The sequence below is a fragment of the Dysgonomonas sp. Marseille-Q5470 genome (genome assembly GCF_951230145.1).
In the GTDB taxonomy this organism is placed as follows: Bacteria; Bacteroidota; Bacteroidia; order Bacteroidales; family Dysgonomonadaceae; genus Dysgonomonas.
On the sequence record NZ_CATNVE010000007.1, the window covers coordinates 84,590 to 102,704 of the forward strand.

The 18,115-nt window shown below is 36.2% G+C and carries 11 protein-coding genes and 1 riboswitch; of the genes, 5 read left to right on the plus strand and 6 right to left on the minus strand.

The annotated features are described in order from the left end of the window. Positions 1 to 170 precede the first annotated feature (170 nt). A complete protein-coding gene (locus QOX35_RS12275; RefSeq protein ID WP_006842849.1) occupies positions 171 to 443 on the plus strand; it encodes a hypothetical protein in 273 nt (90 codons plus the stop codon). Positions 444 to 523: 80 nt separating this feature from the next. On the opposite strand, the gene QOX35_RS12280 is transcribed toward QOX35_RS12275, so the two are convergent. From QOX35_RS12280 to QOX35_RS12305, 6 genes are all read right to left on the minus strand, one after another. Then, positions 524 to 2,677, minus strand: a complete 2,154-nt coding sequence (locus QOX35_RS12280; RefSeq protein WP_283687156.1) for a S9 family peptidase — start codon at positions 2,675 to 2,677, stop codon at positions 524 to 526. A 155-nt stretch (positions 2,678 to 2,832) separates the two neighbouring features. Continuing rightward, entirely contained in the window at positions 2,833 to 4,719 is a 1,887-nt protein-coding gene (locus tag QOX35_RS12285) for an alpha-amylase family glycosyl hydrolase (protein WP_283687157.1), read from the minus strand. A gap of 264 nt (positions 4,720 to 4,983) precedes the next feature. Beyond that, positions 4,984 to 6,129 carry an ABC transporter substrate-binding protein gene (locus tag QOX35_RS12290; protein ID WP_283687158.1) on the minus strand — a complete coding sequence of 382 codons (1,146 nt, stop codon included), beginning with the start codon at positions 6,127 to 6,129 and terminating at the stop codon, positions 4,984 to 4,986. Positions 6,130 to 6,158: 29 nt separating this feature from the next. Beyond that, on the minus strand, positions 6,159 to 7,805 hold the full coding sequence (locus QOX35_RS12295; RefSeq protein WP_283687159.1) for a BSAP5a family pore-forming toxin: 1,647 nt from the start codon (positions 7,803 to 7,805) through the stop codon (positions 6,159 to 6,161). A gap of 158 nt (positions 7,806 to 7,963) precedes the next feature. Then, positions 7,964 to 9,082 (minus strand): NHL repeat-containing protein, encoded by a 1,119-nt coding sequence (locus QOX35_RS12300; protein WP_283687160.1) that lies wholly within the window; start codon positions 9,080 to 9,082, stop codon positions 7,964 to 7,966. A 12-nt stretch (positions 9,083 to 9,094) separates the two neighbouring features. Further along, positions 9,095 to 11,086 carry a TonB-dependent receptor plug domain-containing protein gene (locus QOX35_RS12305; RefSeq protein ID WP_283687161.1) on the minus strand — a complete coding sequence of 664 codons (1,992 nt, stop codon included), beginning with the start codon at positions 11,084 to 11,086 and terminating at the stop codon, positions 9,095 to 9,097. Positions 11,087 to 11,179: 93 nt separating this feature from the next. Continuing rightward, positions 11,180 to 11,361: riboswitch (cobalamin riboswitch) on the minus strand. 213 nt (positions 11,362 to 11,574) lie between these two features. Between QOX35_RS12305 and QOX35_RS12310 the strand changes: the two genes are divergently transcribed. The 4 genes from QOX35_RS12310 (at position 11,575) to secDF (ending at position 18,033) form a co-directional block, all read left to right on the plus strand. Continuing rightward, positions 11,575 to 12,516 carry an RluA family pseudouridine synthase gene (locus QOX35_RS12310; protein ID WP_283687162.1) on the plus strand — a complete coding sequence of 314 codons (942 nt, stop codon included), beginning with the start codon at positions 11,575 to 11,577 and terminating at the stop codon, positions 12,514 to 12,516. 12 nt (positions 12,517 to 12,528) lie between these two features. After that, positions 12,529 to 13,083 carry a helix-turn-helix domain-containing protein gene (locus QOX35_RS12315; RefSeq protein ID WP_283687163.1) on the plus strand — a complete coding sequence of 185 codons (555 nt, stop codon included), beginning with the start codon at positions 12,529 to 12,531 and terminating at the stop codon, positions 13,081 to 13,083. 42 nt (positions 13,084 to 13,125) lie between these two features. Further along, positions 13,126 to 14,781 carry an AMP-binding protein gene (locus tag QOX35_RS12320; protein ID WP_283687164.1) on the plus strand — a complete coding sequence of 552 codons (1,656 nt, stop codon included), beginning with the start codon at positions 13,126 to 13,128 and terminating at the stop codon, positions 14,779 to 14,781. 264 nt (positions 14,782 to 15,045) lie between these two features. Then, positions 15,046 to 18,033: a protein translocase subunit SecDF gene (gene secDF, locus QOX35_RS12325; protein ID WP_283687165.1), complete on the plus strand. Its 2,988-nt coding sequence runs from the start codon at positions 15,046 to 15,048 to the stop codon at positions 18,031 to 18,033. Positions 18,034 to 18,115: the final 82 nt, after the last annotated feature.

An 18,115-nucleotide genomic window follows, 5' to 3' on the forward strand; every position in this document is an offset into this window, starting at 1 on the left:
GATTAACTTTTAGGTAAAGTTGATAAATATATATGATCGTCAAAAGTCCTATAAAGCGCTATAAGTGTCCTAAATATCCTAAATTACTATTATTTGAACAAAGTATGTCTTCGTTATGTTTAAAATTAAGAGTATACTACACATTAATATTAAATAAAAATAGAAACATTATGAAGAAACTATTAATCGGAGCAGCTGCCGGTATAGGTCTTGCGCTCGTTATTTATAAGTTGGCAGAAAGTGGTAAGCTAGATTGTGTATGTGATGACTTAAATAAATTATCAGGTCAGGCTAAGAAAAAAATAAAAGACGGTATCGATGTTGGAAAAAACCAACTGGAATATCTAAAGGAACGTGCAGCCTACAAGTCTGAACAATTAAGCGAATTGGCTGATGAAGTGGAAAAGAAAGTTTTGGACAAATTAAATAAAGCCAAGAGCTAACTCCAGAATTACTGGTTGATAAAAAACAAAAAGGAATGCTGATATCAGCATTCCTTTTTAATATAAATGAAATATCTTATTTACATATTTGTCTTTAGAAACTTAATAACCTTTTCGAATAAATAAGTTCTGTTAGCTGCACCTCGTATAGAGTGATCTTTATCCGTGAACACAAACATATCGAATTGCTTGTTGGCTTTGACTAATGCTGCTGCATAATCCATCGTATTTTGGAAATGTACATTATCGTCGGCAGAACCGTGTATTAATAATAAATTCCCTTCTAATTTGTTAGCGAGCAAAATCGGAGAGCCTGATTGATATCCGGCTTCATTTTGTTGTGGAGTGCGCATAAAACGTTCTGCATATACAGAGTCATAAAATTTCCAATCGGTAACAGGAGCAATGGCAACTCCGGCTTTGAATACGCCATTCCCCCGGCTCATACTCATCAACACGTTGTATCCACCATAACTCCATCCCCAAATAGCAATTTTACTTCCATCAATATAAGGTAAAGAAGCAAAATGTCTTGCCGCAGCTGCTTGATCATCGGATTCGTAAATACCCAGATTCATATATGTACACTTACGAAAGTCTTCCCCTCTGGCTGCAGTTCCGCGTCCGTCAACACAAGCAACAATAAATCCTTGGGTAGTCAGGTAATCTGTCCAGTCGACACCGTACTTATCCGCTACTTGTTGCGAATTAGGTCCACTATACTGAACCATTACCAACGGGTACTTGCGTGATGGATTGAAGTCAACCGGTTTCATTATATATGCATTTAGGTCTTGTCCGTCAGCCGCTTTTACTGTAATAAACTCCTTTTTAGGTAAGTTGAGTCCGGCTAATGTATTTTTCAATTTAGCATTATCTTCCAATACTCGAAGTTCCTTTCCTGTAGCGTCGTGCACGGTAACAATCCGAGGTATTGAGAGATTGGTATAACTATTGATGTAATATTTCCCATTTTTGCTAAATGTTGCAGCATTAGTTCCCTGCTTTGCAGATAATTTAGTTTTGATTCCTTTCACCATATCCACCTTGTAGATTGCTCTTTGGAGAGGGCTATCTTCTGCAGCTTCATAAAAAACAGTTTTAGAAACCGGATCAACAGCCAATAGGCTTGTTACATCGTAGTTTCCTGAAGTCAATTTCTTTTGCTGAGCACCATTCTTATCATAAAGATATATATGAGAATACCCATCTTTTTCGCTAACATACACAAATTGGTTTCCAAAGAAATAGATATAGTTTAACAATTCAGAGTCTATATATCTGCTGTTCTCTTCATGAAGAATAGAGCGACATACCGATGAGCGTGCATTTGCAAGAAACAGATCAAATTTATTCTGCTCTCTGTTCAATGTCATTATTGCTAAATCGTCCCCGGTAGGTAAAAACTGTATACGTGGGATATACTCAACATTATCAGGTATATTCATTTTCCGTATTGTCTTCGAGTCAATATCGAATACGTTACATGTTACTTTCGAGTTTTGTTCTCCGGCCTTCGGATACTTGAACGAAAATGAAGTTGGGTAAAGTTTGTTTTCATACATCTGCATCGAATACTCAGGCACATTTGTTTCGTCGAATCTTACAAATGCCAACAAACGCCCGTCTTCAGAAAAATCCATAATACTGGTCGTTGCAAACTCTTCTTCATATACCCAATCTGTTCCGCCATTGATTATTTTACCCAATGCTCCGTCTTTTGTTATCTGAGATTCTGTATCATAATCAAACTTGACTAGCCATATATTGTTGTTGATAACATAGGCCAACATTCTTCCATCTTTAGAAAAAGTCGGTATCGATTGCTTTTCTTTATTTTCAGTCAGTTTTCGAACTAAATTTCGTCTAATATCGTAATAATAGTAATTTGCTTTGAATGAATGACGATAGATCGGTTCGTAATCATTATACACTACCAGGCGTTTCTCATCGGGGCTGATTATAAATCCCTGAAATGAGCTGAACGTACATTCACGTGCCTTATTAACATTAAACAGAGTATCGGTAGGCAAACCTGTTTTGTACGAATACTTGATGATCATCGTATTTTTATTATCTGCCTGAAAATAAGATTCGCCATCGGCAGATGACACAACCGGCTGAACACCTCGAGCAGAGTATTTGCCGGAATTAATATCCATAAGGTCTAAACGTTGCGCACTTGCTGTTATTAAGAAGAAACAAGCAAGCAGCAATCCTAAAACATTTTTCATATCAATAGCATTTATTTTTGACAAATATATCAATTTTCGATGGGAGTTGTAAATGATATATCGCATTAAATAGAAATAACCTTTGACCAAGGCCAAAGGTTATTGTAAAAACACCTAAAGTAATACGTAGTTTTTAAAGTCCTATTTGTATTTTTTTATTTGCTTATATATAACCGGTATTCTCCCGGTTGGAGTGTAATATCTATAGAATTATCAGATAGATTTAGCTGGTTACCCGTAAAATAGTCCTCCCATTTACCTGTTTTTCCGAAATTAACTTTCTGAGTTAATTCTGTGACATCGAAGTTAGCTATGGCACAGATAGACTCTGTAGATGATTTTAATAATATTTGTTTATATTGATTTGCTAAATCAATAGTATAGTCACTCGTATAAAAGGTAGTATTCGTATTACGAAGTTTATTTATTTTAGCAAACACATCGTAGAGATTCTTTCTTGCAGGTACATCGTAATACTCCCAATGAGGAGGCTTAGGATCTAAATGCTGATTCCCTTCTCTATTCAGCGCTATATCATAGCCCAGCTCTCCGAACTGCCAGATCATTTTAGGACCCGGTAGTGACATCAAAATAACCGCTGCGGCTTCTGTACGTTTTAGGCCTGTACTTAAATCTTTCACATTATAACTTCCATTAGAATTGCCGTAGGCTTCATTTTTGAACATAATACGTTCTTCATCATGACTTTCCATATAAGCGACCAAGTTTGGTTTCGACCATTCTCTTTTCTTATACGAAGCCCATGATACATCACCATTCAGTTCACCATTCTCATCGGAATCAAATGCACCCCAACCCATTGTTGCCTCAATGAAAGTAGAATTCATATTGCCCCAAAGTTTAATTCCATAGTCTGCCAGTATTTTTTCTTCATCATTGGCTGTAAGATGCTCAAAAATGACAATTGCATCAGATTTTCGTTTCCAAATTTCGGAAGCCATTCTTTTAAGTATCGTTATACGACTGTCATCTTTGCTCCATCCATCACCTTTTGTATTGGTAAAACCTTTTGTAAAGTCGAAACGAAATCCATCTACTTTGTATTCTTTCATCCAATATGCACAAACACTGTCTACAAATGCCTTAGTATACTCACTCTCGTGATTAAAATCATATCCCCAAGAATAACTGGAGTTAGGCGATGTTTTATTGTACCAAGGATTATCGGCTGTAGGGTTTTTATCGCTACCCTGATACATTCTCACCATCGGGCTTTGTCCATAGCTATGATTTAGTACCATATCCATTATCACAGCAATTCCATTAGAGTGGCATGCGTCAATAAATGCTTTATAGTCGTTAGGTGTACCGTATGCTTTGTCTGTAGCAAAATAGAATGACGGGTTATATCCCCAACTATTATTGCCCTCAAATTCATTGAATGGCATTAGCTCTACAGCATTTACACCAAGATTTTTAAGGTAGCTTATTTTTTCTTCAATAGCCTTAATCGTTCCCTGCTCTGTAAAATCACGAATAAGGATCTCATAGATAACCATATTATCCGGCTTATCAACCTTAAAAGTATTTACTTTCCAAGAATAAGAAGCCGGAGCAGTATTTACGACCATGGCTATCTCGGAAGTCTTTCCCGTAGGGTACTGTATCAAGTTAGGGTATACATTATTAGAGATATAACGATCATTATCCGGATCAGAAACTTTAGATGTATAGGGGTCTGCTATCCTTATCGAATTATCTATAAGGTATTGACATATATACTCTTTCCCTTTTTGGAGATTGCCTATTTTTATCCAGAAACGATCCCCGTCTTTTTTCATCTTATAGCTATCCGAAACCGTCCAATTATTGAAGTCTCCGATAAGGTGAACCGTTTGTTTTTTAGGAGCAAAAAGAACAAAAGCCAATGAATCGTCACTGATAACAGTAATACCATCTCTAAGACTCCCTATTGTTGGCGTTAAAGGGACTTCGGGTATATCAGGATTGTTGGGACCATTATCACTGCATGATAAAAACATGCATAGTACTAGAGGGAAAAAGAATCTTAATAATTTCATGATACTAATAAGTGTATTAGGTTATTTTAGCACAATAGCCTTCCGTATCACAAATCTATGGCTTTTGATACCACTGTTATTATCCTGAATAAACTTACTTGCATAAAAAAGAATGCAAACGTTTGCATTCTAAACAATTAGTATTCCTCACTATATAAGCATGCTGTTACGTTCGATTAAATAAGATTATAAGGAGAGTAAATATAGAAAAGGCGCCGGATCAATTAAGATTCCAACGCCTTTTGCTTACCTATATATAAATAATCATTCACTAATCCGTTTATAGTATTTCGGCTTATAGTCAGGGAAGAGATCCGGATGAAATACATAGGCCATATCTTTTAAGATATAGTCGGGATGTATAGGCAAATCTTCGTAATAACTGCTATAAGCGGTGTTGCATCCATATATGTTTTTACTTTTGAATGCTTTAAAGTAGGAATATGGCTTATATTCTTTCTCAAGACTTGTATAAGTCATATCCGACGGGGTATTGTATTTGATAATCCAGATATCAGCCTCTCCGGCCTTGTCAAAAACTATTTCGAAGTTAAGAGGCATATATGATGTTGATTTGTCTTCATTCCATGGATATATTGCTCCAGCATCAGACAACATATTGGACATAAAGCTTCTGCCACCCGGCATATTCCATTTTCCTTGATAAGGTATATCCGGGAGTACCGAAGGTCTCTTAGTTACATTGGCTACGATGTCTTTGACTTCTTTATAATTTTTCTCTGTAATAGCAAACAGAGAGTCGGCATAGTGTTCTTTTCCTGTGAATAAAGAATAAAAACGAATCCATTCAGCGCGTCCCAGTGGATGAGATTCTGTATAGTCTACAGTTTCGAGCATCGGAATATTTGTTTTCTCCACATTGCCGTATGTCCAACCCTGTATTGGTGTCGCAAAAATAGCATCGGGATTCAACATAATTATTTTCTCCACATCCGGTTTACTAGCCATCCCCAAATTTTCTATTTCGCCGTTTTTTACACGCTGCTGAATTATATCCAATTTTATATACTGCGGCTCGCAAACTCCTTTTATAATATCTATTTGCCCCAATTCATTCAAAGATGAACAATGGATAGTAGAATAGGTAGCTACATTCTGAAGTGGAATTTTTACAACGACACCCTTCGGCAAATTGGCTGGCAATTCTTTTGTTCGGTCTACAAGCACATAGGTATGTAACAACCGAGTAGTGTCCCACGGGTCACGTACAGTAACAAGGGTATAATCATTATACTTTTTCACTTGAAACCCTTTGGCATAATGGACTGTATAAACAGAGTCCGTCTGTTTAAGAAGAGCACTCTCATCTTGTCCGACAGGCTTTTGTTTGTTGCAGCCGGTCAAGACAAGAATGATAGTGAAAAGTAGTGTGATATTGAATGATTTCATTTGTTGTTTTATTATTTATAAGGCTTTTACTATAAAGCCATAATACGATACTTCCTTAGAAGTGTTTCTATACTGATATTAGTTGGAGGTAAACGGTTAACTAATGCTCGTATTCCATATTCGTCTAATATCTTATCATCATGTATAGAAAACGCAAATCTACCACAGAATTCGCAGTCCTCGTCATTCCGATCTGTTTGAGGATCATAATCAGATACTATATATATAACACCATTATACGTAAATTTCTTTAATAAATCTTCTTTAAATATAGTTGTTCCACCATATCCTATTATTTCTGAACCGGGACTTGTTGAGGTATTAGTATTTTTTATCATTTTCAAACCAAACATAGCACTATATCTTTTTGCTTCTTGTGTTGCATATTGGTCGAATTCACCAGGGTATATTGTATTTATCTTTAAACAGATTATATCTCCAAACCGAGTATATAGATTAACAAGTGCATCTCGAGCAATCGGACTATATATATATCCAAGCTCAATTTTTATATAAGGCTCTTGTAATCTTTCTATTTTATTAACTCCCCTAGCGATATACCCTTTCATTATTTTTCTAAGGTTGAACTCCGGAATAAACTCTGTAATAGGAATTAATCCGCCATCTCCCAATTCAATAATACTATGAGTGCTTTTATCATTCAAAGAGCTGACCCATCTAGAGAGGTCTAAATTAGTATTTTTAACCTCTTTGGCTATAGAAAAAGAAGCAAAATCAGGAGAACCTCCGATTGTTTTAATAGACATTTTAATAGAACTGAATTCATTAGTAACGGATGTACTACTGTTACTATTTCTTCCAAAGTTCAATTCTGCAGAACTATTTTCCTTGGCCCCCTTAAATTTATATGAAGCATCCATTTCGAGGTTCATATTTTTTTCTTTTGTCTCACTGGTTTCTGTTTTTTTATATAAACCCACATATTGAGCAGATGCTTTCCCTCCAGTAACAAAGCTAGCCAAAACAAACCCTCCATAATTGGAAAAAAATTCACTTGGGTGTGTCTTATATAATTCTTCTTTGAAATCCTTAGACAAATAATTCTCTTTAATCTTTTCTAATATGTTTGAACTAGTTTGCAATTCAAAACAAGAATCTCTTACAACGATATTAACTTCACCAAAAACTGCATCTGTATTTTCCACAAGTGATTTTGTAAATACTTCTTTTTTACTACTTTTACTTCCAATAGAGAAAATACCAACATCAAGCTTAAACCCTCCACCTATATTTTTAGTTATTGTTGAATTAGAGGTATATCTATCAAAGTTAGCATATGAAAAATATGAACCATCACTTGTATTATTTTTCCAGAAATTACAGTACGAACGATAGTCTTTGTAAAATTTATCAAAATCGATAACTGAATAACCAAGATTTCTTGAATCTTCAATAGGATAATAATTATTCCTAAATGACCTCCCCAAGTATTTCACTTGAGGAATACCTATAACTCCGGTTTTTGTGGTGTTAGTTACGGAAGAAAATTTTGACTGATACTCAGAACGAACCCATGGAATATTATGGTCTCTTTCTTTTAAAACTACTTCGTTATTTGCCATTGAATAACCTGCTTCTTGATTCTTTTCATAGTGATCTTCACAGGAAAAAATAAAGAACGATAGACTAATGATTAACAATAAATACTTTTTCATAATTTAAATTTTTTAGTAAATACAATATTTTATTTTAATAAGAATATAATTCCGTTCAAATTGAGTGATCTTCTGATTTACTAAATTTTTAATTTGATTTGTAGTTATTAATCATACAAACTCATAGAAATATAACTATGAGTTTGTATGAACTTCGCTTATTTGACTGTAGGATATACTGCAATCGGATTCAAACCTTTTGTGTCAAATGTTTTAATTAATTTACCATCTGTATTGAAAACATACATATCTCCATCGGTCTTATAGTCTGATGTACCTATAAAGATATACTTTTTCACAGGATCTGATGATATACTATATGGTTTGTTCAATACTGTACCATCAGTGATAAAGTTATTAGTTAACACCTTTTCTGCTTTAGCATCATATACACTATATGTTATAATCTGATTCCAATTGGCATCGTATTGAGAATATATAATGTATATATTATCGTTACATATTGTCATCCATGTAGCATTTCCTACCTGAGTTACTTCTTGTGTATCTGCATCTATTCGTTGCAATGTATTTGGAACATCATTATAATTTCCATTTGATATTACATAGATATCCCCTTGACTATCTACAACCATTTTATCAGGATTTATAACAACATCTAGCATCTTAATCTCTGTAAAAGTCGCTACATCTACAACCGAAACTGTTTTATCATAACCAGTAGCTGTATTATAGTCCAACCCTCCTGAATTTGCGACATATAATTTTCCTTTGGATGCTCGTACATATTCAGGGTTACGGCCAACTTTGACCTCAGCTTCAATTTTTAAAGTATTCGGATTTATTTTGGCCAAATACCCATCAAAATATGTGACATATACTTTACCATCATAAGCTGTAAGATTTCTCGGCTGTTGCTTTTTTCCATCTTTAGTAGATTCTATAGTACTTAATATTTTACCCGTTTTGTCCAAAACATAAATAACAGCAGATCCTGATACTGCTATATAAGTTCTATCTCCGTAGGTTATTATATCTTGTCCAGTATCTCCCAGTCCTTTACTATTTATTGATTCGAAGACATTGTAAGTAACCTTTCCTGTTTCATAGTCGTAATAAGCAATATTTGCGTTATTACTTCCGCTTTTTCCACTATTTAATATGTATGATCCTGTTCCTGCCAAAGGTGGCTCAACAATAGGTGGTTCAACAACAGGTGGTTCAACAACAGGATAGCCTTCGTCATCACTACATGATGCGAATCCTAAAACTAATGCTACAAAGAGAAATGCGTAAAAAATCTTATTTATTTTCATATGAATAAATATTTAAAAATTATAATTAGCTGATATTGTAAAAGATCGTCCCGGCATAGGATAATATTGTACAATTTGATAATTCTTGTTTGTCAGATTAATTAAATTGAGTTGGAGGCGTAAGCTATTATTATTTAATATAAAAGACTTATTTAGTGAAATACTATGATCTGTATATGATTCTATCTCATTTTTGGGTATATTCTGATCAAGAGCGTAACGTTTGCCTGATATAATAACAGTATATGCAAAATTTAACAAAGGGTTTTCTAAACTTACCGATGCCGAACCATAATGACGCGGTGTGTAAGGGATTTGATCTTTATAGTTTTTACTATTTTTATCTGTTACATCTATAACTCTCTGATAACTATAATTGCCTGTGATATTTAATGATATTTGGGATGTTAACAATGTATGAAGACGGAGATTCAGATCCACTCCGGTCATATCGACCTTTCCATAATTACGCATCTTAAAAATGTTCATTGTAGGAAAAGGCACAATTTTATCATCTACTTTATTTTTGTAACCATCTAAAGATATACTCATAAAGTCAATAGTCTCAGATATTTTTTTTGTCCAAGTCAATCCCACATTGTATTGTGTTGCATATTCCGGTTTCAGATTTATATTGCCCATACGTGTGTAATACATATCATCAAAAGTTGGCACTCTAAACATCTTTTTATAAGACCCACGAAGTCTTAAATTAGCTTCTTCGAAAGGTAAGTATGATACACTTATAGATGGTGTTACCTTTTTCTTATCTTTAGGGGAGTCTCCCGTCTGAACGCTTTCGTCAACATATGTAGCTAAAAGGCTTCCAGTTACGGTTAGATATTTATTAGTAAATTGTGCAGCCAAAGCTGTGAGTGATGAAATTCTCTTCGGCTTGTCCACATCTTCAAAATTACTATTCAACTTATTCTGAAATATATCTTCAAATAAACTTATGGATAGATATTTTAGAGGCTTGTACATCATACCTACCGATGCATAATATTCATACTGAGTGATGCGGTCTTCTTGTTTATTTTCTGCTGTATTATTGGTTATTGACAAATATTTATAATGGTTGCGACTGAATTTTAATTGCCCTTTTATACTTATTTTATCATTAAGTCTATTTTTGTAATATAGTTGGGAGAACAAATCCTTGTTCCATACTCTTTCGTCATTATCGTCTCTGTAGAAAATTACAGAACCCGGCAAACCTCTTTCCGAATCATAATAATTTACTTTAAATTTCAGCTCGCCGGCTTTGCCTATATTCCCATAGAGGTTTAATTCTGTACGCCAGATATCAACATCAGAATTCCTACGCTTACGCTCTTCAGTTTGATCCGCATTTTTAAATGTGAATTTATATCTTCCATCTGCTCTTTCCCATCCTGTATTTAACGAAAGAGAGAATTTCTTATTCAGTCGGTGTGCATAATAGACAGTAGGATTGAAAAGCCCATAAGAACCAGCTTTAACTTGTATATTTCCATTATATGATTTATTCTTAAAGGCAGGATTTGATGTTATTACCTCTAATAAGCCGGCTGATGCATATGATCGTGCTGCCTGAAATATATCATCAGACTGACCAATAGAGAGAGTTATCATAGAAACATTATCCAATGAAAAACGGCTGATATCGATCTGTCCGGATTGGACATTACTCATCGTAACACCGTCATAACTAACTGCAGTATGTTGCGCCCCCATCCCCCTTATAGAAACAGTTTTCATACCGCCAATACCGCCATAATCTTTTACTGTAACTCCCGAAAAACGGCGGACAGCATCTGAGACGGACAGTATTCCTATTCGTTCAATCTCTGTATTATCAATAACTTGAAGTGGAGTTGTAGATCGTGAGACAGAAGGTTTGATCTGTGCAGAAATTTCTATCTCTGACAGTTTCTTTGCATTGAGACTATCATTAATCTGAGCCTGTATGTGCATACAGCCTACTACAAATAAAAATATAAGGGAGAATAAAAAAGTCCTCATCTTCACAAATTATTCAATAAAATGCTTTCGATAAGAACAAAGAAAAGACTATATAATCTTGACACTGTTTCTTAAGCTCTATTCCTCGAAAGCTGTCCGAACTATTACTTTGCAGGTCTTCTGACTTACTCCAACTTGTACAGCCTTCCCATTTTGAATAACAGTGGCTATGTTGCACAAGCTTTACAGAGCTTACAGCAGCGGGTCTGTTCAGGATTTTCACCTGATTCCCTTTCAATTCGTTAACAAACGAAACAAAGTGCTGCAAAGGTAAGGATAAATTATATTGAAAGACAAAATATAAATGTTAATTCCACCAGCATGCTTCATGCGAAAGATATTATCCTGTGTTTTATGACTCTATGCATTAAAGTTCTCCAACCTTAAGCAGCCATGATTTAAATTAATATTTGTAAATCGACATCTAATGTTGTGTTTATCTTAAAAGAAAAACGCTTACCTTTGTTTCATATTCATATATAAATGAAATGAGGAATACAACCAGAGATAAAGTATTGCAGGAAATAAAAGTTGATCAACCGGCTCAATTGCTAGATTTCCTTGTCCAGAAAGAAGTGCGTAAAAGTCGCAACGCAGTTAAATCGCTTCTTGCACATAAACAAATCAAAGTAAACGGAAAGCTTATCACTCAATTCGATTTCGAACTGAAGGCAAAAGATAAGGTCTCTGTTATGAAATACGATCAGTCTCGAAAAGAAAAAAGATTGAAGGGATTAAAGATTGTATTTGAAGACGACGACTTACTTGTCATCGAAAAAGAAGCAGGATTTTTATCTGTAGCTACAGATAAGGAAAAGTCACGCACTGTATATAATTCTCTGAATGAATACGTAAAGAAAAAAGATAAAAAAGCACGTGTTTATGTTCTGCATCGCCTCGACAGAGAAATTTCGGGACTAATGATCTTTGCGAAAGATATGGAGCTACAGGATATTTTCCAGAAAAACTGGGACAACCTTGTACCTAAGTATTCATACATGGCAATTGTAGAAGGACGCCCGAACCCTAAAAATGGAACTGTAACATCGTGGCTTACCGAGAACAAGAACTTTGTAATGATGTCATCCCTTATCGACAACGGAGGACTGAAATCTGTTACTCATTACAAGACACAAAAATCCAAAGGCGGCTATTCACTATTGGATTTTGACCTTGAAACACGACGCAAGAATCAAGTAAGAGTACACATGCAACAGATCGGACATCCGATTGTTGGCGATAAGAAATATGGTGCTTCAAATAATCCGATCAAAAGAATTGCCCTTCATGCCGGGGGACTAATTTTGAAACATCCAAGAACAGGGGAATTGCTTGAATTTAAAGCCGGCATCCCTAAAGCAATGCAAATACTAATATCCGAAACGCAAAAAGAAAGAAAGGATAAGCCCGAAAAAGAGGAATCAATTTAATACATTTTAGGTATGAATGAAGATATTAAGCAGATAGGTCAGCGTCTGAAAGGTCTCCGTGAGGCTTTGGATATGACGACCGAAGAGTTCGCTTCATCATGTGGTATCGATCCTGTGGTATACCTCGAATATGAAGAAGGGAGAAAAGATTTGACTATCAGTACACTGAAAAACATTGCGTCGAAACATAATATAGATGTTTCTGTACTGATGTTTGCCGACGAACCTCGCATGAGTAGCTATTTTTTGACGCGCAGAGGAAAAGGTTTAGCTGTGAAGCGTGTTTCAGATTACAGCTATCAGACGCTAGCCGGTGGATTTAACAATCGAAAGGCTGATGTGTTTGAAGTTACTGTAGAACCAAAGCAAGATAGTGTAAGGATACATCATAGCACACATACCGGGCAAGAGTTTAACCTTATCCTTGAAGGACGGATGCTTTTACAAATAAATGGGAAAGATTTGATATTGGAAGAAGGTGATAGCATCTACTTCGATTCAAGCCTGCCGCATGGAATGAAAGCTCTGGACGGAAAACGAGTGAAGTTTATTGCTGTTGTGCTGTAAGCTGGTATTTTCATTTACTAAAAGATTAATCACCATTATATAATGTTGGAAAAATTTGTAAAACAAATTCATTTTACTTCAACTGAAGATTTTGCAAAGCATTATCACGTTGAGATTCCTGATAATTTTAATTTTGGATATGATGTAGTTGATGAATGGGCACGAATAAACCCTACCAAAAGAGCTATTTGTTGGGGAAATGACCAGGGAGAACACATCGATTTCACATTTGCAGACATCAAAGAACAGAGCGACCGTACAGCTGCTTATTTCCAGTCGTTAGGCATAGGACATGGAGATATGGTAATGCTTATCATGAAACGACGCTACGAATTCTGGTTTGCTGTTATAGCTCTGCACAAGATAGGTGCTGTTGCGATTCCGGCGACTCATCTATTAACAAAAAAAGACATTGTTTATCGCAATAATGCGGCAAGTATAAAAGCAATTCTGAGTGTAAATGACGAAACAGTCATAAGTCACATAAATGAAGCAATGGCGGAGTCGCCAACAGTGAAGTGCCTTATTGCATGCGGAGAAAATATACCTTCGGGATGGAACGACTTCCATAAAGGAATAAAAGAAGCGAAACCTTTTGTACGTCCCGATCATGTAAATACCAATGATGATATTTCTCTACTGTATTTTACTTCAGGTACAACAGGAGAACCGAAAATGGTAATTCATAATTTCGCTTACCCTTTAGGACATATTGTAACAGCTAAATATTGGCACAACCTGCACGAAAACAGCCTGCATCTTACAGTTGCCGATACGGGATGGGCAAAAGCCGTGTGGGGAAAACTATACGGACAGTGGATAGCCGGTGCGGCTGTAATGGTATTTGATCATGAAAAATTTACACCTCAATTGGTATTACACCTTATAGAGAAACATAAAATCACTTCTTTTTGCGCACCTCCGACAGTATTTCGCTTTATGATTCGCGAAGACCTGTCTCACTACAACTTATCTTCGTTGGAGTATGCCACTACAGCAGGTGAAGCTCTCAATCCATCTGTTTTCGAGGCATTCTATAAAGGTACAGGAATAAAGATGATGGAGGCTTTCGGGCAAACTGAAACCACGCCGACGATTGTTACTTTCCCATGGATGGAACCAAAACCCGGAGCAATGGGTGTACCCAACCCGGCGTATGATATGGACTTGATAGCAGCTGACGGTCGCTCGGTAGAAGATGGCGAAGTAGGTGAAGTTGTTATCAAGACCGACAAATGGAAACCGCTAGGTCTATTTATGGGTTATTATCGTGACGAAGCTCTAACAAAACAGGTATACCATGATAATGTATATCATACGGGAGACATGGCTTGGCGCGACGAAGATGGTTATTATTGGTTTGTAGGACGCATAGACGATGTTATCAAAAGTTCGGGATACCGTATCGGACCTTTTGAAGTAGAAAGTGCTTTGATGACACATCCGGCTGTTGTAGAGTGTGCTATCACCGGAGTACCGGACGAAATACGCGGACAGGTAGTAAAAGCCACTATTGTATTAGCTATGGACTATAAGAACAAAGCCAATGATCACCTGAAGCGTGAGATACAAGACCACGTAAAAAAGGTTACAGCTCCGTACAAATACCCTCGCATCATCGAGTTTGTTGAAGAACTACCTAAAACAATTAGTGGAAAGATCAAACGAGCGGAAATAAGAAAACAGGAAGAAAATTAATAATACATCGATGCAAGAACATGTTTATCGGCATAGAGTATAAAACTATTATCTACCGATTTGCATATTTGCTTAATCTCTAATTTCTTTATATTTATTATGATTTGTAAAGAATAAAAGATTATATTTGCACGCCTAAAAGTGTGCATATATCTCCATTAGGCCTCATTTTATTGAAAAGAGGTGTCCGGGATATATGTGTATTTTATTAATTTTGAAGAAAATAGAAATAATATAATTAAATAACAAAAAGTAAAATCCAAAATGCAAAACAAAGGCTTTGTAATTACTTTTGCAATACTCCTAACATTAGTTTGTTTGTTTTACTTGTCTTTTACGTTTGTAACAAGAAGTTACGATAAGAAAGCGGAAGAATACGCAGCTGCATACGCTACGGAGCATGCAAAAGGCGATCAACTACTCTATGATGAGTTGTATAATAAGCAATATACTTTCTACATAGACTCAATGTCTACAGAGAAAGTTTGGCCTAAAGGTATCCTTGGCATTGGAGATAGCATTGGCTATACTCTGAAAGAATGCCGTGAGAAAGAAATTGGCCTCGGACTAGACCTTAAAGGTGGTATGAGTGTTATTGTGGAAGTTGATGCTGCCGCAGTACTTCGTTCACTTGGAGATCCCGACAATGAGGCGTTTCAAACAGCTTTAGGACAGGCTTCGGACGAAAACAGAAAAGGAAGTAACCGAGACTATATCTCTATTTTTGTTGATAAATTCAAAGCTAGTAACGGTAATAACAAATTAGCATCGATATTCAGTACAAAACTGAGAGATCAGGTATCTCCTACGGATGATGATAATAAAGTAGTAGCTGTTTTAAGAACAGAATTGCAAAGCGTTGCTGACAACTCATTCAATGTGTTGCGTACACGTATCGACCGTTTTGGGGTAGTTGCTCCTAACATTCAGAAACTAGACCGTGCAGAACGTATACTAATCGAATTGCCGGGAGTTAAAGAACCTGAACGTGTGAAGAAACTATTGCAAGGTAGCGCAAATCTTGAGTTCTGGAAAACATACAACCTACAGGAAATCCAAAACTATATTGAGTTGATGGATCAGCGTTCGAAAGAAGTGTTAGCTGCAAATGGTACTACTGCACCTGTAACTACAGATTCTCTAGCTGCTGCAACCACAGACTCTGTAAAAGTAGAAAGCACCGATAATCTTGGATTTACAAAACCTCTTCGTTCATACTTTACAACCTTTGCAGGTGGAGCTATCGTAGGTTTTGTAAATAAAACAGATACAGCTGCCGTAAATAGAATTTTACACAGATATCAAGATTTATACCCTGGCGACTTAACATTTGCTTGGGGCTTCAAAGCTGAAGATCTAAAAGAAACACAATTTGCACTATATTCACTTCGTGGTGATGGTATCAAAAAAGGTCCGGCTCTTGACGGAGATGTTGTAATCTCGGCTAAAGCAGACCAGTCTCAACACGGTTCTGCATGGGAAGTAGATATGCAGATGAATACTACAGGAGCACAACGTTGGGCTACTATTACAGGAGCTGAACAAGGAAGAAGCATCGCTATCGTTCTTGACGGGTCTGTATATTCAGCACCAAACGTTCAAAACAAAATTGAAGGTGGTCGTTCTCAGATCACAGGTCGTTTTACTGTAGATGATGCAAAAGACTTAGAGAACGTTCTTAAGTCGGGTAAAATGAAAGCAGGTGTACATATCGTACAAGAAGATATTGTTGGACCATCACTCGGACAGGAAGCTATTACTGCCGGTATATTCTCATTCTTATTAGCCTTGGTATTATTAATGATCTATATCTGCGTTATTTACGGATTGATACCGGGATTAATCGCAAACTCGGCGCTAATTGTCAACTTGTTCTTCACCATAGGTATTCTAGCGGCTTTTGGAGCGGTGATGACACTACCGGGTATAACAGGGCTTGTATTGGCACTTGCGCTTGCTGTGGATGCTAACGTATTGATTTATGAGCGTACAAGGGAAGAATTAAGAGCGGGTAAAAACGTGAAAGTTGCCGTAGTAGACGGTTACAGACATGCATTTTCTGCTATCTTCGACGGTCACGCATCTCAGGTAATTACGGCTATCATTCTAGCATACTTCGGAACAGGTCCGATACAAGGATTTGCTACAACGTTGATAATTGGTATCATTGCTTCGTTCCTTACTTCTGTATTCCTTACACGTATATTCTATGAATATATGTTCGAAAAAGGTAAATTCAGAAATCTTACATTCTCTACATCTCTTTCTAAGAAACTGTTCTTGAATACAAATATCAATTTCTTAGGAATGACCAAAAAGGTTGTTATCTTCTCTGCCATAATTTTGGTGTCAGGATTGGCTTCATTATTTATCAATGGATTGAACGGAGGTATTGACTTTACAGGTGGACGAAACTATTTGATTCGTTTCGACAAGAATGTAAATGCTGATGATATAGAAAAACTATTAGTTCCCGAATTCCAAGGTTCTACAGTTCTTGTACTAACCAGTGGATCGGCAAGCCAATCTTCTACAACAAGTCAGGTGCGTGTTACAACAAACTACAAAGTAGAAGAAGCTACAGATGCTGTAGAAACAGAGATCAGAGCTAAAATGACCAGCGCATTGAAAGAATATCTGGCACCAAATACAACAATCGACAGCTATATACAAAGTTCTCAACGTGTAGGGTCAAGTGTTGCCGACGACTTGAAGACCGCTGCCACAATCGCAGTTGTAATTGCCGTAATATGTATGGCTGTCTATATCCTTATCCGTTTCCGCAACATAGCGTTCTCGGCAGGTACATTCTTCGCAGTAGCACACGATGCTGTATTGGTTATTTTCTTATACTCTTTACTATATAAGATAATGCCATTCTCGATGGAAATCGACCAGTCGTTTATTGCTGCGGTATTGACGGTAGTAGGTTACTCTATAAATGACAAGGTTGTAATCTTCGACCGTATCCGCGAAATCAGAAACATGTATCCAAAACGCAATATAACCGAAACTATTAATGAGGCATTGAACTCAACATTAGGACGTACGATGAATACATCATTGAGTTCTATGTTGGTTGTATTCTGTATCTTCTTATTAGGTGGTGATACTATCAGAAGCTTCACATTTGCGATCTTCATCGGTATTATTATCGGTACATATTCTTCCGTATTTGTTGCGACCCCAATAGCATGGGCTATCTTCAAGAAAGAAGAAAAAAATAAGGATACTGCAATTGAAGCGAAATAAAACTAAATAAATTGTCTTTTCGATATAGAGGCTGATTAAACAATGTAATCAGCCTCTATTTTTTTGTAGAAACTAAAGAATA